24 protein-coding genes are annotated in these 21,545 nt (G+C 29.9%); 20 read left to right on the top strand and 4 right to left on the bottom strand.

Annotated elements, in window-relative coordinates; all coding sequences use genetic code 11:
• Window positions 1-27: 27 nt before the first annotated feature.
• The 19 genes from AC1XWJ_RS06505 (at window position 28) to srtB (ending at window position 18,415) form a co-directional block, all read left to right on the top strand.
• Window positions 28-753 carry a nitroreductase family protein gene (locus AC1XWJ_RS06505; protein ID WP_483335078.1) on the top strand — a complete coding sequence of 242 codons (726 nt, stop codon included), beginning with the start codon at window positions 28-30 and terminating at the stop codon, window positions 751-753.
• A gap of 226 nt (window positions 754-979) precedes the next feature.
• Complete coding sequence (rpsD, locus tag AC1XWJ_RS06500) at window positions 980-1,582, top strand: 30S ribosomal protein S4 (RefSeq protein WP_483335077.1); 603 nt, start codon at window positions 980-982, stop codon at window positions 1,580-1,582.
• Between the two features lie 234 nt (window positions 1,583-1,816).
• Window positions 1,817-2,383 carry a GrpB family protein gene (locus AC1XWJ_RS06495; protein ID WP_483335076.1) on the top strand — a complete coding sequence of 189 codons (567 nt, stop codon included), beginning with the start codon at window positions 1,817-1,819 and terminating at the stop codon, window positions 2,381-2,383.
• Window positions 2,384-2,582: 199 nt separating this feature from the next.
• On the top strand, window positions 2,583-4,214 hold the full coding sequence (locus AC1XWJ_RS06490; protein WP_483335075.1) for a Na/Pi cotransporter family protein: 1,632 nt from the start codon (window positions 2,583-2,585) through the stop codon (window positions 4,212-4,214).
• A gap of 294 nt (window positions 4,215-4,508) precedes the next feature.
• Window positions 4,509-4,685: a preprotein translocase subunit SecE gene (secE, locus tag AC1XWJ_RS06485; RefSeq protein WP_483335074.1), complete on the top strand. Its 177-nt coding sequence runs from the start codon at window positions 4,509-4,511 to the stop codon at window positions 4,683-4,685.
• A 29-nt stretch (window positions 4,686-4,714) separates the two neighbouring features.
• On the top strand, window positions 4,715-5,263 hold the full coding sequence (gene nusG, locus AC1XWJ_RS06480; protein ID WP_483335073.1) for a transcription termination/antitermination protein NusG: 549 nt from the start codon (window positions 4,715-4,717) through the stop codon (window positions 5,261-5,263).
• 46 nt (window positions 5,264-5,309) lie between these two features.
• A complete protein-coding gene (locus AC1XWJ_RS06475; protein ID WP_483335072.1) occupies window positions 5,310-6,167 on the top strand; it encodes a DegV family protein in 858 nt (285 codons plus the stop codon).
• 14 nt (window positions 6,168-6,181) lie between these two features.
• Window positions 6,182-6,565 carry a lactoylglutathione lyase gene (gene gloA, locus AC1XWJ_RS06470; protein ID WP_483335071.1) on the top strand — a complete coding sequence of 128 codons (384 nt, stop codon included), beginning with the start codon at window positions 6,182-6,184 and terminating at the stop codon, window positions 6,563-6,565.
• Between the two features lie 136 nt (window positions 6,566-6,701).
• On the top strand, window positions 6,702-9,260 hold the full coding sequence (secA, locus tag AC1XWJ_RS06465; protein WP_483335070.1) for a preprotein translocase subunit SecA: 2,559 nt from the start codon (window positions 6,702-6,704) through the stop codon (window positions 9,258-9,260).
• A gap of 95 nt (window positions 9,261-9,355) precedes the next feature.
• Window positions 9,356-9,505, top strand: a complete 150-nt coding sequence (gene rpmG, locus AC1XWJ_RS06460; RefSeq protein ID WP_003145675.1) for a 50S ribosomal protein L33 — start codon at window positions 9,356-9,358, stop codon at window positions 9,503-9,505.
• A gap of 317 nt (window positions 9,506-9,822) precedes the next feature.
• Window positions 9,823-10,242, top strand: a complete 420-nt coding sequence (gene rpsL, locus AC1XWJ_RS06455; protein ID WP_483335069.1) for a 30S ribosomal protein S12 — start codon at window positions 9,823-9,825, stop codon at window positions 10,240-10,242.
• 45 nt (window positions 10,243-10,287) lie between these two features.
• Entirely contained in the window at window positions 10,288-10,758 is a 471-nt protein-coding gene (gene rpsG, locus AC1XWJ_RS06450; RefSeq protein ID WP_179942471.1) for a 30S ribosomal protein S7, read from the top strand.
• A 103-nt stretch (window positions 10,759-10,861) separates the two neighbouring features.
• Entirely contained in the window at window positions 10,862-12,937 is a 2,076-nt protein-coding gene (gene fusA, locus AC1XWJ_RS06445) for an elongation factor G (RefSeq protein ID WP_483335068.1), read from the top strand.
• Between the two features lie 119 nt (window positions 12,938-13,056).
• Window positions 13,057-14,247: an elongation factor Tu gene (gene tuf / locus AC1XWJ_RS06440; protein ID WP_483335067.1), complete on the top strand. Its 1,191-nt coding sequence runs from the start codon at window positions 13,057-13,059 to the stop codon at window positions 14,245-14,247.
• 118 nt (window positions 14,248-14,365) lie between these two features.
• Window positions 14,366-15,382 (top strand): tryptophan--tRNA ligase, encoded by a 1,017-nt coding sequence (trpS, locus tag AC1XWJ_RS06435; protein WP_483335066.1) that lies wholly within the window; start codon window positions 14,366-14,368, stop codon window positions 15,380-15,382.
• 129 nt (window positions 15,383-15,511) lie between these two features.
• Window positions 15,512-16,021, top strand: coding sequence for a rhodanese-like domain-containing protein (locus AC1XWJ_RS06430; protein ID WP_483335065.1), 510 nt, complete (start codon window positions 15,512-15,514; stop codon window positions 16,019-16,021).
• 225 nt (window positions 16,022-16,246) lie between these two features.
• Window positions 16,247-17,236: a lipoate--protein ligase gene (lplA, locus tag AC1XWJ_RS06425; protein WP_483335064.1), complete on the top strand. Its 990-nt coding sequence runs from the start codon at window positions 16,247-16,249 to the stop codon at window positions 17,234-17,236.
• A 23-nt stretch (window positions 17,237-17,259) separates the two neighbouring features.
• A complete protein-coding gene (locus tag AC1XWJ_RS06420) occupies window positions 17,260-17,580 on the top strand; it encodes a YbjQ family protein (protein ID WP_483335063.1) in 321 nt (106 codons plus the stop codon).
• Between the two features lie 34 nt (window positions 17,581-17,614).
• Window positions 17,615-18,415, top strand: coding sequence for a class B sortase, LPKTxAVK-specific (gene srtB / locus AC1XWJ_RS06415; RefSeq protein ID WP_483335062.1), 801 nt, complete (start codon window positions 17,615-17,617; stop codon window positions 18,413-18,415).
• A gap of 57 nt (window positions 18,416-18,472) precedes the next feature.
• On the opposite strand, the gene pcp is transcribed toward srtB, so the two are convergent.
• Entirely contained in the window at window positions 18,473-19,117 is a 645-nt protein-coding gene (gene pcp / locus AC1XWJ_RS06410) for a pyroglutamyl-peptidase I (protein WP_483335061.1), read from the bottom strand.
• A 170-nt stretch (window positions 19,118-19,287) separates the two neighbouring features.
• On the opposite strand from pcp, the gene nrdG reads away from it, so the two are divergent.
• The gene (nrdG, locus tag AC1XWJ_RS06405) at window positions 19,288-19,869 is read left to right on the top strand and encodes an anaerobic ribonucleoside-triphosphate reductase activating protein (RefSeq protein WP_483335141.1); all 582 of its coding nucleotides are present in this window, start codon (window positions 19,288-19,290) and stop codon (window positions 19,867-19,869) included.
• Between the two features lie 32 nt (window positions 19,870-19,901).
• On the opposite strand, the gene AC1XWJ_RS06400 is transcribed toward nrdG, so the two are convergent.
• From AC1XWJ_RS06400 to AC1XWJ_RS06390, 3 genes are all read right to left on the bottom strand, one after another.
• A complete protein-coding gene (locus tag AC1XWJ_RS06400; protein WP_483335060.1) occupies window positions 19,902-20,183 on the bottom strand; it encodes a UPF0223 family protein in 282 nt (93 codons plus the stop codon).
• Window positions 20,183-20,854, bottom strand: coding sequence for a response regulator transcription factor (locus AC1XWJ_RS06395; protein ID WP_483335059.1), 672 nt, complete (start codon window positions 20,852-20,854; stop codon window positions 20,183-20,185). The genes AC1XWJ_RS06400 and AC1XWJ_RS06395 overlap by 1 nt, the downstream gene beginning before the upstream one ends.
• Before the next feature lie 263 nt (window positions 20,855-21,117).
• On the bottom strand, window positions 21,118-21,516 hold the full coding sequence (locus AC1XWJ_RS06390; RefSeq protein ID WP_483335058.1) for a VanZ family protein: 399 nt from the start codon (window positions 21,514-21,516) through the stop codon (window positions 21,118-21,120).
• Between the last annotated feature and the right edge of the window lie 29 nt (window positions 21,517-21,545).

Raw genomic sequence — 21,545 nt, 5'->3', positions numbered from 1 at the left:
TAATTTATTTTATAGGAGTATTAGAAAATGAATGAAATAATAAAAGCTTTGCAAGAACATAAATCTAATCGTAATTTTGTTCAGGGACATAAATTACCTAAACAAGATTTAGAAAGTATTTTGACTTGTGCTAAGCAAGCACCTAGTTGGATGAATGGTCAACATTATAATATAATAGTTGTCGATGATCAAATTATAAAAGATAGATTATTTGAACTTACTCCGAGAAATCCTCATATAAAAACTAGTTCTGTTTTTCTTATATTTTGTATAGACATAACTAGACAAAGTTTAGCAAGCCAAAAGCACAATAAAAATTTTGATATTGTAGATAATATTGATATATTAATTAATGCTACTACTGATGTTTCACTCGCTATGCAGAATGCAGCAATAGCTGCAGAATCTTTGGGTTATGGTACTGTTTTTTGTGGAGGAGTGCGTGTTATAGCCGAGGAAATAATAGAAATGTTAAATATTCCTAAATATAGTTTTCCGATATGCGGACTTAGTATCGGTAAGCTAGATGAAAAATTAACTACTGAAAGAGTGAAACCGAGGTTTAAAAATGAGGTAAATGTAGGTTATAATGCCTATCCAATAGCAACTCTTAAACATATAGAAGAGTATAATGAAACTTTGGAAATTTTTGCTGAAGCTAGAGAAACTAAAATTTGGAGTCAGAAATTTGCAGATGTATACGAAAAAAGTAGCGATAAAACAAAAAATATTTTAAGGAAACAAGGATTTTAAAGAAAATTATTGACTTAATTTAAAAATAATGATAAGATATAAAACAGTGTAAAATATAATAGCAGTGAAATATTTATTATTGCCTCTATGTTATACATTTTTTAATGTGGCAACTCGTAGTCTATGCTGCTAGACGAAGTTCCAGTTTTTATAACATATACAACAATGAATATTTGTGCTTTTTGTTTTACCAACAAAACAAAAAGAAAATAAGGAGGAGCATACAATGGCTCGTTTTACAGGTTCAACTTGGAAAAAATCACGTCGCTTAGGAATATCTTTAAGCGGAACAGGTAAGGAGTTAGCAAGACGTCCTTACGCACCAGGACAACACGGTCCAAATCAAAGAAAAAAATTATCTGAATACGGATTACAATTACAAGAAAAACAAAAACTTCGTTACTTACACGGTATGAACGAAAAACAATTCCGTAAATTATTTGATAAAGCTGGTAAATTACAAGGATTACATGGTACAAACTTTATGGCTTTATTGGCTACTCGTTTGGATTCAGTAGTTTACAGTCTAGGATTAGCTAGAACTAATCGTCAAGCTCGTCAACTAGTAAATCACGGACATTTATTGGTTGATGGTAAGAAAGTTGATATAGCTTCATATCAAGTAAAACCAGGACAAGTAATTTCAGTTAGAGAAAAATCTCGTAACTTAGAAATTATTAAAGAAGCAGTTGAAATAACTAACTTTGTGCCTGAGTACCTAACTTTCGATGCTGATAAATTAGAAGGATCATTAGTAAGAGTTCCAGAAAGAAGCGAATTAAACCAAGAAATAAATGAACAATTAATAGTTGAGTACTACTCACGTTAATAGTTTAACACCCTTTAAACAAATGTTTAAGGGGTGTTTTTTCTTGGTTTTACGGCTAAAAATAATAAAAAGTGTTCCGAAATATATGTTTTATCCCTATTCTAATAAGGTGTGTACGATGTTTTTTAATAGAATATTAAAAATATTTGTAAAGAATAAAATTATTATATAGAATAAAAATAATAATATTGATTGGATAGATAAATTAAATTTGTTGAGAGGAGATTATTGAGTATGAATAAAAAATTAAATGAAATTAATCTAAAAGAAAGTAAGCAACTATTCCCTATATTTTTGGTTGAACATAACAAAGAGTGGGCTAAATGGTACAATGAAGAAAGAAAAAAGATTTTATCATTGTTTTCTAATGAAATTATAAAAAGAATATCTCATATTGGAAGTACAGCTATTTTAGAAATATGTGCTAAAAATATTGTAGATATATTAGTAGAAGTAAATGATGAATCATATTTAGAAATTGTTAAAAATTCGCTTGTAAATGATGGGTGGATATTTATGAACAAAGATGGGAAACAAATTATTCTTAATAAAGGATACACAGAACAAGGTTTTGCCGATAAAGTATTTCATCTTCATATTAGAATTGTTGGTGATAATGATGAACTATTTTTCAGAGATTATTTGAATGAACATAGCGATGTAGCAAAAGAATATGAAAAATTAAAGTTATCTCTTTGGAAAGAATTTGAGTATGATAGAAGTGGATATACCGAAGCAAAAACAGATTTTATAAAAAAATATACATACTTGGCAAAAAGTAAATATAGAAAAAGATACTAATTATATTTTTTGTGTAAAAAATAAGAAATAAATTATAAATGAAACTTTATAAAAATTTAAAAATAAGTTCTCAAATTTTGAATATTATAGATATTAATTGTTTATAATATAGTTGTATTTATAATTTATATTTGTTATAATTTAAGGGTATTTGTGGTAATTCTGCAAATGCCTATACATATTTTAGGAGGAAAAAGTCATGTCAGAGATATGGCAAAATATTTTATTTACTTTTTTTGGAGGACTAGGTCTTTTTCTATTTAGTATTAAATATATGGGAGATGGTCTTCAATTAATAGCAGGGGATAAGATGAGAAGTGTGCTTGATAAATATACATCAACACCACTTAGAGCTGTTTTAGTAGGTATTTTTGTTACGGTGCTTATACAATCTAGTTCAGGATCTACAGTTATAACTGTAAGTTTAGTAGCGGCAGGATTACTAAGTTTAAAACAAGCTATAGGTATAGTTATGGGTGCAAATATAGGGACAACTGTAACGTCATTTATTATAGGATTTAATTTATCTGCTTATGCTTTACCGGTATTGTTTATAGGAGCAGCGTGTTTATTTTTTACTAAAAGAAAAAATATTAACAATATAGGTAGAGTTTTGTTCGGTGTAGGAGGTATTTTTTATTCATTAAAACTTATGTCTTCTGCAATGGGGCCGATGAAAGATATGGATTGGTTTATGGCAGCTTTAGGACATTTAGCTGATAGCCCAATAATAGGTGTTACTGTGGGTACAGTATTAACGATGTTAATTCAATCATCTGCGGCAACTATTGCTATTTTGCAAAATTTGTATGCAGATGGTGCTGTGGAATTATCAGCAGCGTTACCTGTTTTATTTGGGGATAATATAGGAACAACTATTACAGCAGTTTTGGCGGTTTTAGGATCGACAATAGCAGCTAGACGTGTAGCAGCCTCACACGTATTATTCAATGTTATTGGTACTATTATATGTCTTATAGCATTATATCCATATACTATGTTTATTCAATATATAGAAACATCTTTAGGACTAGATCCTAAGATGACTATAGCATTTGCTCACGGTACTTTTAATGTATTGAATACATTATTACAATTTCCATTCATTTGGTTATTAGCGGCGATTGTTACTAAAATTATTCCTGGTGAAGATGAGGTTATTAAGTACAGATCTCAACACTTGGAAACTTCATTAATAACTAGTGCTCCGGCAGTAGCACTAGGACAAGTAAAAAAAGAGTTTATAAGTATGCTAGAATTATCACAAAAGAGTGTTAACAATGCTGTTAAGTATTTCTTAACAAAAGAAGAAAAATTGTATAATAAAGGCGTTACAATAGAAGAAGCGATAAATTCAATAGATGAAGAGATGACAAATTATTTATCTTTATTGTTTAGAGAAAAATTAAGTGAAAAAGAAGGTATAGAAGCCTCAGGTTTATTAGATGGTACAAGAGATATTGAACGTATAGGAGATCATTCAAGAGATATAATAACATCTGTACAAAATCAGATTAATAAAAATATTAAATTTTCTGATGACGCAGTTGATGAAGTTAAAGAAATGCATAAGCAATCTGTCAAGATGATTGAATTAACAATCAAAAGTTTAGAAGAAAATGACAATGTGATTGCAGGTGAAGCATTAGCTATTTGTAATAAAATGTATTCTTTAGAAAAATCTGCGAGAAAAGGTCATACAAGTAGAATGAGAGAAGGTTCTTGTGGGATTTCTGCTGGAGTAGTGTATATAGATTTAATTACACATTTTACTCGTATTTGTGAACATGTTAGAAATATTCTTGAGAAAAAATTATCAGGTGTGATATAAAATAAGATTATGAAAAATTATAAATTTTATACTATAATAATTATTTTGATTTTATTTTTTAGTATATTAATATATAGACTGTATAATTTGCAGATTGCTTAATGAAAAAGTCGATACAATAAGTGTATCGACTTTTTGTAATTTAGAGTAAATCAGCTATAATAAGGCTTATTTATATTGAAAATAAATTTTTGGCTGTTAATATATATAATTAATACCTTGATATTTAAGCAGTAATAGTGTATAATTTAGTATATTTGAATAAAAATATATTTATGGAGGAGTAATTCTTTAATGTTTAAATTTTTAAAGGGTGTTGTATCTGAAATGAGAAAAGTAAGCTGGCCCACAGGTCCAGAATTACTAAAAAAAACAGCTATAGTTATTTTCGCTGTAGGTGTTTTGATGGCATTTACTTATGTAGTTGATTTAGGTATAACAGCATTGTTAAGATATATTAAGATATATTAAGAAAATAGCTAGTAAGGTGATAGAAATTAATGGAAAATACAGTAAATAAAGAATGGTATGTTATACATACTTATTCTGGTTATGAAAACAAAGTAAAAGATAATTTAGAAAAGCGTGTAGAAACTCTAAATATGGAAGATAAAATATTTAGAATAGTTGTTCCTGAGGAAAAAGAGATTGTAGTAACACCTACAGGTAAGAAAAAAGAAGTTACTAGAAAAACTTTCCCAGGTTATGTATTAGTAGAGTTAGTAATGACTGATGATTCTTGGTTTATTGTTAGAAATACACCAGGAGTTACAGGATTTGTAGGATCTCACGGATCTGGAAGTAAACCTAGCCCATTGTTACCAGAAGAAATTAACTTTATTTTAAAAGAAATGGGATTAGCAAGTGTTACAGAAGTAGATATAAGTGTAGGAGACTATGTTAATGTTATTTCTGGACCATTCGTAGGTATGGAAGGAAAAGTAGCAGATATAGATTTAACTAACTATAAGGTTGATGTTATGATAGAACTTATGGGAAGAGAAACTAAAGTTGAGTTAGAACTATATCATGTTGAGAAGTTTAATTAAACTTAGAAAGGAAAAGCTATTAATTATTTAATAGTAGGTTGATTTAGTGGAGAAAATAGCAGTATTAGTTGATTCTACCTCGTATATGAGCGATGAATTAAAAGAAAATAAAAATTTGAAAATTGTATATTTAAGTGCTACTATAAATAATTCGACTAGAAAAGAATTAATAGATATTACTTTAGATGAATACAAAGAGTATTTAACAGACGATAACAATACATTTCCAACTACATCACAACCTTCAATTGGAGAAGTAGTTGCTACTTTAGAAAAACTAAAAGAAGAAGGTTATACTGATGTGATTGCTATTGCTTTATCTAGTGGAATAAGTGGAACATTCTCTTCTTATTCTGTAGCATCGTTGATGGTTCCAGATATTGTAGTTCATTCGTTTGATTCAGAAGTGTCGTGTCAAGCAGAAACGTTTTATGTCATTAAAGCATTAGAATTAATAAAACAAGGAAAATCATCAAATGAAATTATAGATGCTTTAAATGATATGAAGAAGTATTCTAAAGCATATTTTGTTGTTGATGATTTGACGCATTTACATCGTGGTGGAAGATTAAATGGAGCACAAGCCTTAATAGGTAATTTACTACAAGTTAAGCCTATATTGCATTTTGAGGACAAAATAATAGTTCCATATCAAAAAATACGTACTTATAAAAAAGCTGTTGCAAGAATTTTGGAATTGTTTGATGAATTTTATGCTGAAAATAAAGGTAAAAATATTAATGTTTGTGTAATTCATGTAGAGGCTGATGATAGAGCTGCAGAATTAAAAGAATATTTTGAAGCTAATTATAGTGATATAAAAGTAACTACCGGAGTTATTGGTCCAGTAATAGCTACTCACTTAGGATTGGGTTCTGTGGCTATCGGATGGACTATTTTGTAAAAGGAGATAATAAGATGAAACAACAAATGGTACATACTTGTTATAGAGTTAAGAATTTAGAAGAATCTATTAGGTTTTATACAGAAGCTTTTGACTTTACGGTTAGTAGAAAGAGAGATTTTCCAGAGTATAAATTTACGTTGGTTTATTTAACATTACCTAACGATAGTTATGAGTTAGAATTAACTTATAATTATGATCACGGAGAATATGAATTAGGAAATGGTTATGGTCATATTGCAATAGCTGTAGAAGACCTTGAAGCTTTACATAAAAAACATGTAGAGTTAGGTTACAACGTCACAGACTTAAAAGGATTACCAGGAACAAAACCAGGTTATTATTTTATAACTGATCCTGATGGTTACAAAATTGAAGTAATAAGATTTAAATATTAAAATAAAAGAGTTTGGGGAATTTCTCTAAACTCTTTTAGTAATAAAATTTTGAATTTGATAAATATATACTTTGATGATATAATTGAAATATTATGACAAAATATATATTAGGTAATTAAATGAGAGGAAAACTAATATGGGTTTATTTAGTAAAGTTTTTGATGCAAATAGACGAGAGTTAAAAAGTTTATCAAAAATAGCTGATAAAATTATTGCAAAAGAAGAAGAATATGCTCTATTAACAGAAGAGCAATTAAAAAATAAAACAATAGAATTTAGAAATTATATTGCGGAACAAAGAGAAAAAGGTAGATCTAAAGATGATATTCTGGATGATATTTTAGTTGATGCTATGGCTGCAGCTAGAGAAGGTGCGAATAGATCACTAGGTATGAAACCTTACAAAGTTCAAATTATGGGTGGACTAGCTCTTCATAGAGGAGACATTGCAGAGATGCGTACAGGTGAAGGTAAGACTTTGACTGCAACTATGCCAGTTTATTTGAATGCACTATACGGAGAAGGTGTTCATGTTATTACAGTAAATGAATATTTATCTAAACGTGATAAAGAAGAAATGGGTGTATTCTATGAGTATATGGGATTAACAGTAGGATTAAACTTAAATTCCCTTTCTCCTGAAGAAAAAAGAGAAGCTTATAAATGTGATATAACATATTCTACTAATAATGAATTAGGTTTTGACTATTTACGTGATAATATGGTTCGTACAGTAGAAGCAAGAGTTCAGAGGCCATTAAGTTATGCAGTAATAGATGAGGTTGATTCTGTACTTATTGATGAGGCGAGAACACCACTTATTATTTCTGGTGAAGGACAAGAATCTACACCTTTATATCAAGTAGCCAACGCTTTTGTAAAAACTTTACACCGTGCGGAGAAAGAAGATGGAAGTGATGGAGATTATACTTTAGATGTAAAAACGAAAAATATTCAATTATCAGAACATGGTATAGATAAAGCTGAAAGTTATTTTGGTCTAAATAATCTATATGATCTAAAAAATGTTGATTTAACACATCACATTAATCAAGCATTAAAAGCTAATTATACAATGAAATTAGATGTTGATTATGTTGTTGAAGATGGAGAAATATTAATAGTTGATCAGTTCACAGGACGTACAATGCCGGGACGTAGATTTTCTGAAGGATTACATCAAGCTATAGAGGCTAAAGAAGGAGTTGTAGTTCAGCGTGAGAGCAAAACTATGGCAACTATAACATTCCAAAATTACTTTAGAATGTACAAAAAACTTAGTGGTATGACTGGTACTGCTAAAACAGAAGAGGAAGAATTTAGAAATATTTACAATATGTACGTAACTACCATACCTACAAATAAACCGATAGTACGTGAAGATGCTCCCGACTTAATATACGGAAGTATGGAATCAAAATATCGTGCTATGGTAGAAGAAGTTAGAGAAAGATATCTTAAAGGGCAACCCGTTCTTTTAGGTACAGTTGCCATAGAAACAAGTGAATTAATTTCAAAATTATTGTATAGAGCAGGAGTACCACATAAAGTTCTTAATGCTAAACAAAATGAAAGCGAAGCCGAAATTATAAAACAAGCTGGACAATTAGGATCTGTAACGATAGCTACCAATATGGCAGGGCGTGGAACAGATATTAAATTAGGAGAAGGTGTTAGAGAACTAGGAGGATTAGCCGTTATTGGTACAGAAAGACACGAATCAAGACGTATTGATAATCAGCTTCGAGGACGTTCAGGACGTCAGGGAGATCCTGGGTATTCTAGATTTTATCTATCTTTAGAAGATGAACTTATGGTAAGATTTGGAGCAGATAGACTAAAACGTTTGATGGATGCTAATGATGACACTCCGTTCGAAAGCAAAATGGTAAGTCGTTCCGTAGAAAGTGCTCAAAAACGTGTTGAGGGTAACAACTTTGATTCTAGGAAACAAGTTTTACAATATGATGATGTTCTTAGAAAACAAAGAGAAATTATGTATGGAGAACGAAATGAAGTTTTAGAAAGTGAATATGTATCTGATATTGTAGGTGATATGATAAATAGTGCAATTACAAAAACAGTAGAATATTCATTCAATAATATTTATAACGATGATGAAGTAGATGTTAGAGATGTAGTAAAAACTTTAAATGAAAAATATTTGACAAATAATCAAATATTGGTAGGAAATTATTCTGATAATGCTGATGCAGAAGAGATAATAGAGTTAGCTATTAAAAATGCTAAAGAAGAATTAGAAAAGAAACGTGAACAACTAACCGATGAAACTATGAATAATTTCGAGAAATACATTCTATTAAATTCTATTGATAAGCATTGGACAGATCATATTGATCAAATGGATCAGTTAAGAAAAGGAATATTCTTACGTTCTTATGGACAAATTGATCCACTTCGTGAATATAAGAATGAAGGTCATATAATGTTCGAAAATATGATTGATGAAATAGAAGATAGTGTAACAGAAGGAATATTGAAGATTAAAATAGAGCAACAAACAGAAGTAGAAATTAAAGAAGAAGAAAAAGTTCTAATAACTAATGATAGTAAAGAACATGTTGCTAGAGGGCCTATTAAGAGTAGTTCTCGACAAGAGAAAAAAGAAAGAAAAGAAAAACGATTAGATAAAATAAAAGAATTAAAAAATAAGAAAAAGCAACTGAATGAATAAAAATGAAAAAAATACTAGATTTTTGAAATAAAAAGTGGTATAATATCTATCGTTGTATGAAAAAGTTGTAAGATATTAAATAGGAGGTTATATTAATGCGCGTAAATGTAACATTAGCTTGTACAGAATGTGGTGATAGAAACTACATTACTAAAAAGAACAAAAGAAATAATCCAGACCGTATTGAGTTAAAAAAATACTGTCCAAGATTAAAAAAAGTAACTCTTCACAGAGAAACTAAATAATTTTTTAAAAAACTCATCGTTTATCAGGCGATGAGTTTTTATTTTGTCCTTTTATAAATTTAAGCTATCTAAGATAAAAAATGATTCACCTGGATAAGTGTTACAGTTGTATAGGGGATTATAGATAAAATTTTTAAATAAAAGTATTGACAAAGTATTTGTAAAATGATATTATATTCCTTGTGAGTATTTCTATGCTCTCTAAATTAAGCATTTTTGCTTTTAATTTTTTATTTAAAAATGACCCACCCGGATTTGTGGGATAATAAAAAAGAAATTTATAGTTAATAAAGATAAAGAAAGGAGGAATTCTAGGAATGCCTACTATTAATCAATTAGTTCGTAAACCTCGTAAATCAAAATTAGTGAAATCAGATTCACCAGCACTTAACAAAGGTTATAACTCTCAAAAAAAGAAAGAAACTAATATTTCTTCTCCACAAAAAAGAGGAGTTTGTACTCGTGTTGGGACAATGACACCTAAAAAACCTAACTCAGCTTTACGTAAATATGCCCGTGTACGTTTATCAAATCAAATAGAAGTTACAGCATATATCCCAGGTATCGGACACAACTTACAAGAACACAGTGTTGTACTTATTCGTGGAGGACGTGTTAAAGACTTACCAGGGGTACGTTATCATATTATTCGTGGTGCGTTAGATACTGCTGGAGTTAACAACCGTATGCAAGGTCGTTCTCTATACGGAGCTAAAAAACCAAAAGAGAAAAAATAATAACAGAAAATTAATTTGATAAAATATACGAAAGGAGGCAACATAATGCCACGTAAAGGTCCAGTTGCGAAACGTGATGTTTTGCCAGATCCAATTTATAACTCAAAATTAGTTACAAAATTGATTAACAAAATAATGATAGATGGAAAACGCGGTACTGCACAAAGAATTTTATATTCTGCGTTTGATATAGTAAAAGAAAAGTCAGGTCGTGATGCTATTGAAGTGTTTGATGAAGCATTAAATAACATTATGCCAGTTCTTGAAGTACGTGCTCGTCGTGTTGGTGGTTCTAACTACCAAGTACCAGTAGAAGTTCGTGCAGAAAGAAGAATTACATTAGGATTGCGTTGGTTAGTTAACTATGCTCGTTTAAGAGGAGAGAAAACTATGGAACAACGTTTAGCTAATGAAATTTTAGATGCAGCTAACAATTCAGGATCAGCTGTTAAAAAACGTGAAGATACACACAAAATGGCTGAGGCAAATAAAGCATTTGCTCACTACCGTTGGTAATCTAAAATTGGTGATATATCAAGCTAGTCATTAGCTTGACTTTTTCACTATGTAAACAAAATAAACTTAATTATATATAACATTGAAAGGAGAAAAGTGACTCATGACTAGAGCGTTTTCTTTAAAAGATACTCGTAATATCGGTATTATGGCTCACATTGATGCTGGGAAAACTACTACGACTGAACGTGTTCTATTTTATACAGGTAAAATTCATAAAATAGGAGAAACACACGAAGGTGCTTCTCAAATGGACTGGATGGAACAAGAGCAAGAACGTGGTATAACAATTACTTCAGCAGCAACAACTGCAGAGTGGAATAATCACCGTATTAATATTATCGATACTCCGGGACACGTAGACTTCACTGTTGAGGTTGAACGTTCATTACGTGTACTTGACGGAGCAGTTGCGGTTCTTGATGCACAATCAGGAGTTGAGCCACAAACTGAAACAGTTTGGCGTCAAGCAACAACTTATGGAGTTCCTCGTATCGTATTCATCAACAAAATGGATAAAACAGGAGCAGATTTCTTCTACTCAGTAGGAACAATACATGATCGTCTTCAAGCTAATGCTCACCCAATTCAAATACCTATCGGTGCTGAAGATAACTTTGAAGCAGTTATTGACTTATTAGAAATGAAAGCTATCTACAACGAAGGTCAAAAAGGTGAGACTATTCGTATAGCTGAAATTCCAGCAGAATATCAAGAAAAAGCAGAAGAATATCGTGAAAAATTAATTGAAGCAGTTGCTGAAACTGATGAAGAATTAATGGAAAAATATCTTGGTGGAGAAGAACTTTCTGTTGATGAAATTAAAGCGGCGATTCGTCGTGCTACTTGTAAAGTAGAATTTTATCCAGTAGTTTGTGGTTCTGCGTTTAAAGATAAAGGTGTTCAAGCAATGCTAGATGCAGTAGTAGACTACTTACCATCACCATTAGATGTACCTGCAATTAAAGGTATTGATCCAGACACAGAAGAAGAAGTTGAAAAACATGCATCTGATGATGAGCCATTTGCAGCCCTTGCTTTCAAAGTAATGACTGACCCATATGTAGGGAAATTAACATTCTTCCGTGTTTATTCAGGTGTTTTATCATCTGGTTCTTATGTTAAAAACTCAACAAAAGGTAAACGTGAACGTGTAGGACGTATTCTACAAATGCACGCTAACTCACGTAATGAAATATCAGAAGTTTATGCTGGAGATATAGCAGCAGCAGTTGGTCTAAAAGATACAACTACTGGTGATACTTTATGTGATGAAAAACACGAAGTTATCTTAGAATCTATGGAATTCCCAGAGCCAGTTATTCAACTTTCTGTTGAACCTAAATCTAAAGCTGATCAAGATAAGATGACAACAGCGCTACAAAAATTACAAGAAGAAGATCCAACATTCCGTGCAGGAACTGACGAAGAAACTGGTCAAGTTATCATCGCAGGTATGGGAGAGCTTCACTTGGATATTATCGTAGACCGTATGCGCCGTGAATTTAAAGTTGAATGTACAGTAGGTGCTCCAATGGTATCTTACCGTGAAACATTCAAAACAGCAGCACAAGTTCAAGGTAAGTTTACTCGTCAATCAGGTGGACGTGGACAATATGGAGACGTTTGGATTGAATTTACACCAAATGAGCCAGGTGCAGGATTTGAATTTGAAAATGCGATTGTCGGAGGGGTTGTTCCTCGTGAATATATTCCGGCAGTAGAAGCAGGTCTTAAAGATTCTATGGCTAATGGAGTATTAGCAGGGTATGAGCTAATAGACGTTAAAGCTAAATTATTCGATGGATCATACCACGATGTCGATTCATCTGAGATGGCATTTAAAGTTGCAGCTTCTTTAGCGCTTAGAGAAGCAGCTAAAAAATGTAACCCAGTAATCTTAGAACCAATTATGAAGGTAGAGGTAGTAATGCCTGAGGAATATCTAGGAGATATTATGGGAGATATCACTTCACGTCGTGGTCGTGTAGAAGGTATGGAAGCTCGTGGTAATGCACAAGTAGTTAGTGCACAAGTACCACTATCTGAAATGTTCGGATATGCTACATCATTACGTTCTGCAACTCAAGGACGTGGAACTTATTCAATGGTATTTGATCATTATGAAGAAGTACCAAAATCAATTTCAGAAGAAATTATCAAAAAAAATAAAGGATAATTAATAAATTTATTCTTTATAGTTGCAATTTATGCATTAAAATTATAAAATATAGTTATCATAGATGTACTCTATGTAACTTGTAAAAAATCTATTTATTTCAAGGAGAACATTAAACAATGGCAAAAGAAAAATTTGACCGCAGTAAAACACATGCCAATATTGGTACAATAGGTCACGTTGACCACGGAAAAACTACTTTAACTGCAGCAATCGCTACAGTTTTAGCAAAACGTTCTGGTAAAGGAGAAGCTAAATCATACGATGCTATCGATAACGCACCAGAAGAAAGAGAACGTGGTATTACAATTAATACTTCTCACATCGAGTACGAAACAGATTCTCGTCACTATGCACACGTAGACTGTCCAGGACACGCTGACTACGTTAAAAATATGATCACTGGTGCAGCTCAAATGGATGGAGCTATCCTAGTTATAGCTGCAACTGATGGACCAATGGCTCAAACTCGTGAGCACATCCTACTATCTCGTAACGTTGGAGTACCAAAAATTGTTGTATTCTTAAACAAATGTGATATGGTAGACGACGAAGAGTTATTAGAATTAGTAGAAATGGAAGTTCGTGAATTACTTTCTGAGTACGGATTCGACGGAGATGATGTACCAGTAATCAAAGGTTCAGCTCTTAAAGCTCTTGAAGGAGAAGAAGTTTGGGAAGATAAAGTTGTAGAGTTAATGAATGTTGTTGACGAATACATCCCAACTCCAGAAAGAGATAACGCTAAACCATTCATGATGCCAGTAGAGGACGTATTCTCAATTACTGGACGTGGTACTGTTGCAACAGGACGTGTTGAGCGTGGACAAGTTAAAGTTGGAGACGTAGTAGAAATCGTTGGATTAACAGAAGAACCAGCTTCAACTACAGTAACAGGAGTAGAAATGTTCCGTAAATTATTAGACTACGCTGAAGCAGGAGATAATATCGGTGCTTTATTACGTGGTGTTGCTCGTGAAGATATCGAACGTGGACAAGTTTTAGCAGCTCCTAAAACAATTACTCCACATACTCAATTCGTAGCAGATGTGTACGTATTATCAAAAGAAGAAGGTGGACGTCATACTCCATTCTTCACAAACTATCGTCCACAATTCTACTTCCGTACAACTGACGTAACAGGAGTAGTTACATTACCAGAAGGAACTGAAATGGTAATGCCTGGAGATAACGTATCAATCAACGTAGAGCTTATTTCACCAATCGCTATCGAATCAGGAACTCGTTTCTCAATTCGTGAAGGTGGACGTACAGTAGGTTCAGGTGTTGTTACTGAAATAATCAAATAATTAGTGTTTACAAGACATAAGACTAGAGATTTCTCTAGTCTTTTTTAGTTTTAGTAATATTGCAAATATTATATAATTATTGTATAATTGTCATAACTAGACACTAAGGAGTTAACTAATGAATAAAAAGATTATTTTGACAGGTGATAGACCAACGGGAAAACTACATTTAGGGCATTATGTAGGTTCTTTGAAAAATAGAATAAAACTACAAAATGAAGAGAATACAAAAATGTTTGTTATGATAGCAGATCAACAAGCATTAACTGATAATGCTGATAATCAAAAAAAAATTATAGAAAGTGTGACGGAAGTTGCTTTAGATTATTTGGCTATCGGATTAGACCCTAAACAAACAACTATATTTATTCAATCACAAATACCTCAATTGGCAGAATTAACGATGTATTATATGAATTTAGTTAGTTTGGCTAGATTGCAACGTAATCCTACAGTAAAACAAGAACTAGCTAGTAAAGATTTTGGAGAAAGTATTCCTACAGGATTCCTAACTTATCCTATTAGTCAAGCGGCAGATATTACTGCATTTGGTGCTACTCATGTTCCTGTTGGAGAAGACCAAAAACCTATGTTGGAACAGACTAGAGAGATAGTTCGTGATTTTAATAGAATTTATCAAAAAGAAGTTTTAACGTTACCAGAGATAGTTTTACCAGAAAAAAATCAAGGAAGATTAATAGGGATTGATGGGAATGGAAAAATGAGTAAATCATTGAATAACGGTATCTATTTATCTGACTCTCCTGATGAAATAAAAGCAAAAATAATGAAGATGTATACTGATCCTAATCATATTAGAGTAGAAGATCCAGGACAGGTAGAAGGTAATGTAGTATTCACTTATTTAGACATATTTGATCCTAACAAAGAGGAAGTTGCTAGATTAAAAGAACATTATCAAAAAGGTGGTTTAGGTGATGTTAAATTAAAATTAAGATTAAATGATGTAATGCAAGAAATATTACGTCCAATAAGAGAACGTAGAGAAGAATTTGCAAAAGATAAAGACGAAGTTTACAAAATGATTGAATTAGGAAGTAGAGATGCAAGAGATGTAGCAGCTAAAACTTTAGATGAAGTTAAGGATGCTATGGGAATTAATTATTTTAAATAAAATTTACTAAAGACTTAATTTCTATTAAGTCTTTTTTATTTTAGTTATATATGTTTTTGGAAAACGTTTGACTAATATATTTTTTCATACTATACTTTACTTAGGGAGATTGAAGATAGGAGCAAAAAGATGAAAAATTTTAAAAAATTATTAATGATTACAATTATAGGATTATTGACAGTATCTTTATCAGCTTGTTCTAAAGGTGTAGGAACAGCAAAAGATGGTAATGAACAAAAAATAGAAAAAGCATCAATGAAATTAGTTACAGCTGTTGAGAAGAATAAATATAAACTTGTCAGCACAGAAGAACTAAAAAAATGGATTGACAATAAAGAGGATATGATAGTTGTAGATACTATGCCATCTGACTTATACAATAAACAAAAAATACCTACTGCAGTAAACGCAACTTTGCCATCAAAGTTAGATGAAGTAACTAATGAACAAAAAGAAGCATTTTTAAAATTATTAGGAGATAATAAGAATAAAAAAATAGTTATTTATTGTGGATTTGTGGATTGCGAACGAAGTAATGTAGGAGCAATTATTGCTAAAGAAGCAGGATTTACAGAAGTTTATCGTCAGCCGGGTGGTATTATATCTTGGATTGATGCTGGATATGAATTAGGTAAGTAAAACTAAATATTAAAATAAACTCGATAAATTAATATATAATTTATCGAGTTTACATTATATGTTTTTTGTAATATAATTGTTTGTAGAATATTCACTACTTATTTTATAGCTTAAATAATAACGTTGAATTTATTTTATTTTTATAATATAATTATTAAAATAAATCTTATTTTAATTTATTATTTTATTAGTATAATAAAAATATCAAATCATAGGGGGATGTAGATGATATACATAGAAACTAATAGTAATGATCCAAAATTTAATACTGCGGTTGAATTTTATGCTTTTAATGAATTGGCTAAACAAGATGATGTTTTTATCTTATGGATTAATAAACCTTGTATTGTAGTGGGAAAAAACCAAAATACTACAGAAGAAATAAATCAAAAATATTGTGATGATAAAGGAATAGAGATTATTCGTCGTGTTAGTGGTGGGGGAGCAGTTTATCACGACTTAAATAATTTAAATTATACTATTATATCTAACGGTAGAAGTGATGAAGCATTTGATTTTAAAAGTTTCTCGCAACCAGTAATAGATGCATTGGCTTCTTTAGGTGTTGATGCTAATTTTACTGGGCGTAACGATTTAGAAATTGAAGGAAGAAAATTTTGTGGAAATGCACAATATATTCGTTCAGGAAGAATTATGCATCACGGATGTTTAATGTTTGATGTAGATACTAGTGTTCTTTCTGAAGCATTGAAAGTTTCTAAGGACAAAATAGAATCAAAAGGGATAAAGTCGGTTAGATCAAGAGTTACTAATATTAAAGAACATTTACCTAATAAAGACATGACTGTTATAGATTTTAAAACATCTTTAAAAAAATATATGAATAATAAATATAATATGGTGGATTATACTTTTAGTAACGAAGATATAATTAATATAAAGAAAATACAAGCAGAAAAAAATGATTCGTGGGATTGGGTTTATGGTAAAAATCCAGAATTTAATATTAAGAGAAATAGAAGACTATCTACCGGAAAAATAGAGGCAAATATTCAAGTAGATAATGGTATTATAACTGATATTAAGTTTTTTGGAGATTTCTTTGGAGTTATGGACGTGGAAGATATAGCTAAAAAATTAATCAATATAAAATATAATAAAGCAGATATAACTAGAATTTTAGAAAATACAGATATAAATTCTTACTTTTTAGGAGCAACTCTAGAAGAAGTAATAGATATTATAGTAGATTAAATTAAATATATAGGAGGATTAAGATGATAATTTCAACAACTAACAACGTACCAGGTATGGAAATAGTAGAATATAAAGGATTAGCAACAGGAGAGGTTGTTTCTGGTATCAATTTTGTTAAAGATATTGGTGCAGGACTTAGAAATTTCTTTGGTGGAAGAAGTAGTGGTTATGAAAAAGAATTAGTAGCTGCTCGTAATGCTGCTTTGGAAGAAATGAAAGATAATGCTTCAAAATTAGGGGCAAATGCCGTAATAGGTGTTACTATAGACTTTGAAAGTTTAGGAGCAAATGGTTCTATGCTTTTTGTAGCAGTTACAGGAACTGCAGTAATAGTTAGATAATTAAATTAATAATATAGCAATAGGAGATTATGAAATGAGTTTATTAAAAAACAATTTTAAAAAAATTTTTTCATTACTAATAGTACTATTTTTAGCTATTGGTATAACATTTACATTATCAGGATGTAGTAACAGCTCTGATAATAGTAGTAATCAATCAGAAAGTTCTTATAAAGTAAGTGCAGAAGAAAAAGCTTATTTAAAAGAAAGATTTGATAATTTATCGAGTATTAATAAAGATACAATAGCTTATATTTATGCACCAGGTACAAAATTAGATGAGCCTGTAGTTCAAACTACAGATAACGAAACTTACCTTGACAAAACATTCGAAGGTGGAAATGAGCCACTTATGGGAACTGTTTTTATGGATATGGATAATAATAAGATGTTTAGCGATAAATTAACTTGGTTATTTGGACATGCACGAGGTAGTCAAGTAGCAGACAATAGAATGTTCAATGATGTGAATTTTTATGATAAACAAAGTTATTTTGACGAACATCCTTATGTAGTAGTAGAAACTCCAGAGAGAAAGTATTATTACGAAGCTGCATTTTTAATTATTGTTCCAGAAACAACAGCATTTTATAAAACTTCATTTAGTAGTGATGCTGAATTTGCTCAACAATTAACAGATGTAAGTAAAGATGCAACTACAAAAAATAACAATATAAAAATTGATTCAAATGATAAATATTTAGTATTATCAACTTGCCGTGAAGAAGATGTAACAATAAGATCTAATCTTTATTTGAGACAAATTCCAGATAGTGAATTATCAGATTTCTTAGAAAAAAATAAAGATAAATTAACTTATGTAAAAACTAGATAAAAAAAAAGACTAATTTCTATTTCAGAAATTAGTCTTTTTCTGATTAACTATTTTATTTTAAAATTCTTTTCCATAAGAAATAGTCAGGTCGTCTTTATCTAAATACTCTATCGTAGTTTTTATTATAATTTCCAGAGCAGTTACAATGTCTTTTAAATTCATAGAAGGAGCTATTTTATTGATTACTTGCTCAGGTAAGAATGGTATATGAATAAATCCTGCTTTAAAATTATTTTTAGCTTTGTTTGCAAAATATAATGCGTTATACATTATATGATTACACACAAATGTTCCTGCACTATTGGATATAGTGGCAGGAATATTATTGTCTTTTAATTTGGTAATTATAGCTTTTATAGGTAATGTGGAGAAGTATGCATTATCTCCATCTAATTTAATTTTTTTGTCAATAGGAGAATTACCGTTGTTATCAGGGATACGAGCATCGTCTATATTTATAGCTATACGCTCAACATTAATACTACTAATACCACCAGCTTGACCTACACAAATTACTACATTAGGATTATGTTTTGCTATTTCTTGTTGCAATATTTTTGCAGATAAATCAAAAACTGTAGGAATAGTTTTTTTTATAATTTTGTAATTGTTGATGATAGCAGGTAATAATTTTATTGCTTCTGATGATGGATTAATTTTTTCATCACCAAAAGGTTCAAAACCAGTTATTAAAATTTTCATAATGACCTCCTAATATAATGTTATTATATGGAATTTTAATTTTATAGTCAAGATATCGTTTGAATATTTATTTATAAAGTGTTATATTATAATAGTTATTAGGAGGAGATATTGTGTCAAGAGAAGAGAATTTTAAGACTATAATAAATAATATTGACTATAAAAAAAATATAGAAAATGCAAATAAAAGTGATTTAAAAACTTATAGATCTCCTAAGCCAAATTGGATTGCAAAAAAATATTCTAAAAATAAATTTGCTAGCTACAAGCCATTTCAGTTTGTTGATGGTGAAGGAGTTAGATGCTCAATTTATCTTAGTGGCTGTTTGTTCGGGTGTAAAGAATGCTTTAATGAAAGTATTCAGAATTTTAATGTAGGAGCTGAATATAATAGTGAAATAGAAAATAAAATTATAGAAGATATAAGCCAAAGTTATGTTCAGGGATTAACTATTTTAGGAGGAGAACCTTTTTTAAATACCACAGTAGCCATAAAGTTATGCGAAAGAATTAGAGGAGAGTTCGGAAACAAAAAAGACATTTGGGTGTATAGTGGTTACACTTATGAACAGTTAATTAACTCGGTGGATGAAGATAAAATAAAATTATTATCTTTGTGCGACGTTTTAGTTGACGGACCTTTTATTCTAGCTTTAAAAGATTTATCTTTGAAATTTAGAGGAAGCTGCAATCAAAGAATTATTGATTTAAAGAAAAGTAGTAAGGAAAGTGTTGTTTTGTATTTAGAATAATATACATAAATATAAATAAAAAAGCTCAATTACTAGAGGTTCACTCTAATAATTGGGCTTTCATTTTTCATTTCCTTAGTAGTTAAGTAGCCATCATATCCTGAAACTTTTTTGAAATTTCTTAACATATTATTTTCTTCTGATTTTGCTTTAGCTATAGTTTTATATTGTTTATACACCTTTTTGTAATCGTCTAATGATACACCCTCTGTATAACATTTTTCGATAATATCAAGGAAGTTTATAATAATAGTTATTTCTTCAACAGAGTATAAGGTGTAATCTATTGGATAGTCAAATTCTAAATTTTCCATTATGAAAGAGAATATCCTATACCACGAATAGTTTTTAGATATTTGTCACAGCCAACTTTTTTTAATTCTTTACGTAGGCCAGAAATATATACTTCAATAGCGTTGATAGTCGTTTCAGAATTTACCCCCCAAACTCTATCAAAAATCTCCTCTTTTTTCAAAATTATATTGTTGTTAAGAACGAAGAAGTACAGTAAATCAAGATATTTACCTTTTATATTTTCTAAAACAACATCATTAAATGATGCAACTTCATTAGTTAAGTCTACTTTTAGATTTTTGTATGAAATTACAGCATTATCTTTTTTGTTGTTGAATCGTTGTAATAAGTTATCAACCATTATTAAGAAAGTTTCTTTACCATAATTTCTAAGGAAATAATCTGCCATAGGGTATTCCATAATTTCTGTTTTATCGTCCATAAATTCTGTAAATGCGATAACTACTATAGGAATCAACAAATTATTTTTTTTAAGTTCTCTAATAATACCGAGAGCATTTAATTTTGGCAATATACTGTCAGCTATAACTAAATCATAATGTTCATTTTTAATCTTATCAATCGCTTCTAAACCATTACTACAAATCTCAGAAATGAATTTTTCTTCAATAAATTTCTGGAATAAAGAAGCTAACAGTTTATCGTCTTCAACAATAAGAGCTTTTAACATTTTAGACCTCTTTCTATATTTTTTTAGTATTAAAGAATAGTATACATTTTTTTTAAACAAATTACAAATGATAAGTTAAAAAAATAAATTAAATATATATTTATTCGAAAGCAAATATTTGTTTGTTTTGAAGAAATTTATTTTGTTATTAATGGCAAACTCATATATTTTACTAAATTCTAATCAATAAAATATTCTATAAAATTAAATAAAATTAGTAAATGTTTATATAAAATTTTGAAATATATTTATTAAAATATTTTTTATTTTTTTGATAACAAGTTATTAAATAATTTAAGTATAGCTAAATAGATTATTATTCCTATAATTCCTCCTACTGAATCAATAATGATATCTGTAAATTTAGCACTACGCCCAATTACAAAAAATTGATGTATTTCATCAGTAGTTGCGAAAAAAACTACGAACATAATACTGTAAGTAAAAATTAGTTTTTTATTTTTAGCATAGTTAGATATGAATGAACTAGTAAAAAAACTTAATAAAGCATATTCACTTATATGTCCTAATTTCCGGATTATTATATTGTTACTTACTTTAGCAGAATCAACACCATTTTGGTGAGAAAAATAGAATATTGTAGTACATATTATTAAAACAATTACTAATGATATGTATTTATTAAATATGGATTTTTGCATTAGTTGTCCCTCAATTATATAATAATATT

This window comes from Gemelliphila sp. 1F1 (assembly GCF_056897515.1).
This window is presented reverse-complemented; position numbering and strand designations above follow the sequence as displayed.

Coding starts and splice junctions, on each gene's coding strand:
- AC1XWJ_RS06395 (WP_483335059.1), bottom strand. CDS start 20,854: ATGTTAAAAGCTCTTATTGTTGAAGACGATAAACTGTTAGCTTCTTTA.
- AC1XWJ_RS06505 (WP_483335078.1), top strand. CDS start 28: ATGAATGAAATAATAAAAGCTTTGCAAGAACATAAATCTAATCGTAAT.
- tuf (WP_483335067.1), top strand. CDS start 13,057: ATGGCAAAAGAAAAATTTGACCGCAGTAAAACACATGCCAATATTGGT.
- AC1XWJ_RS06495 (WP_483335076.1), top strand. CDS start 1,817: ATGAATAAAAAATTAAATGAAATTAATCTAAAAGAAAGTAAGCAACTA.
- rpmG (WP_003145675.1), top strand. CDS start 9,356: ATGCGCGTAAATGTAACATTAGCTTGTACAGAATGTGGTGATAGAAAC.
- rpsL (WP_483335069.1), top strand. CDS start 9,823: ATGCCTACTATTAATCAATTAGTTCGTAAACCTCGTAAATCAAAATTA.
- AC1XWJ_RS06430 (WP_483335065.1), top strand. CDS start 15,512: ATGAAAAATTTTAAAAAATTATTAATGATTACAATTATAGGATTATTG.
- srtB (WP_483335062.1), top strand. CDS start 17,615: ATGAGTTTATTAAAAAACAATTTTAAAAAAATTTTTTCATTACTAATA.
- AC1XWJ_RS06400 (WP_483335060.1), bottom strand. CDS start 20,183: ATGGAAAATTTAGAATTTGACTATCCAATAGATTACACCTTATACTCT.
- AC1XWJ_RS06490 (WP_483335075.1), top strand. CDS start 2,583: ATGTCAGAGATATGGCAAAATATTTTATTTACTTTTTTTGGAGGACTA.
- secA (WP_483335070.1), top strand. CDS start 6,702: ATGGGTTTATTTAGTAAAGTTTTTGATGCAAATAGACGAGAGTTAAAA.
- lplA (WP_483335064.1), top strand. CDS start 16,247: ATGATATACATAGAAACTAATAGTAATGATCCAAAATTTAATACTGCG.
- trpS (WP_483335066.1), top strand. CDS start 14,366: ATGAATAAAAAGATTATTTTGACAGGTGATAGACCAACGGGAAAACTA.
- AC1XWJ_RS06390 (WP_483335058.1), bottom strand. CDS start 21,516: ATGCAAAAATCCATATTTAATAAATACATATCATTAGTAATTGTTTTA.
- secE (WP_483335074.1), top strand. CDS start 4,509: ATGTTTAAATTTTTAAAGGGTGTTGTATCTGAAATGAGAAAAGTAAGC.
- pcp (WP_483335061.1), bottom strand. CDS start 19,117: ATGAAAATTTTAATAACTGGTTTTGAACCTTTTGGTGATGAAAAAATT.
- AC1XWJ_RS06420 (WP_483335063.1), top strand. CDS start 17,260: ATGATAATTTCAACAACTAACAACGTACCAGGTATGGAAATAGTAGAA.
- fusA (WP_483335068.1), top strand. CDS start 10,862: ATGACTAGAGCGTTTTCTTTAAAAGATACTCGTAATATCGGTATTATG.
- rpsD (WP_483335077.1), top strand. CDS start 980: ATGGCTCGTTTTACAGGTTCAACTTGGAAAAAATCACGTCGCTTAGGA.
- rpsG (WP_179942471.1), top strand. CDS start 10,288: ATGCCACGTAAAGGTCCAGTTGCGAAACGTGATGTTTTGCCAGATCCA.
- nusG (WP_483335073.1), top strand. CDS start 4,715: ATGGAAAATACAGTAAATAAAGAATGGTATGTTATACATACTTATTCT.
- gloA (WP_483335071.1), top strand. CDS start 6,182: ATGAAACAACAAATGGTACATACTTGTTATAGAGTTAAGAATTTAGAA.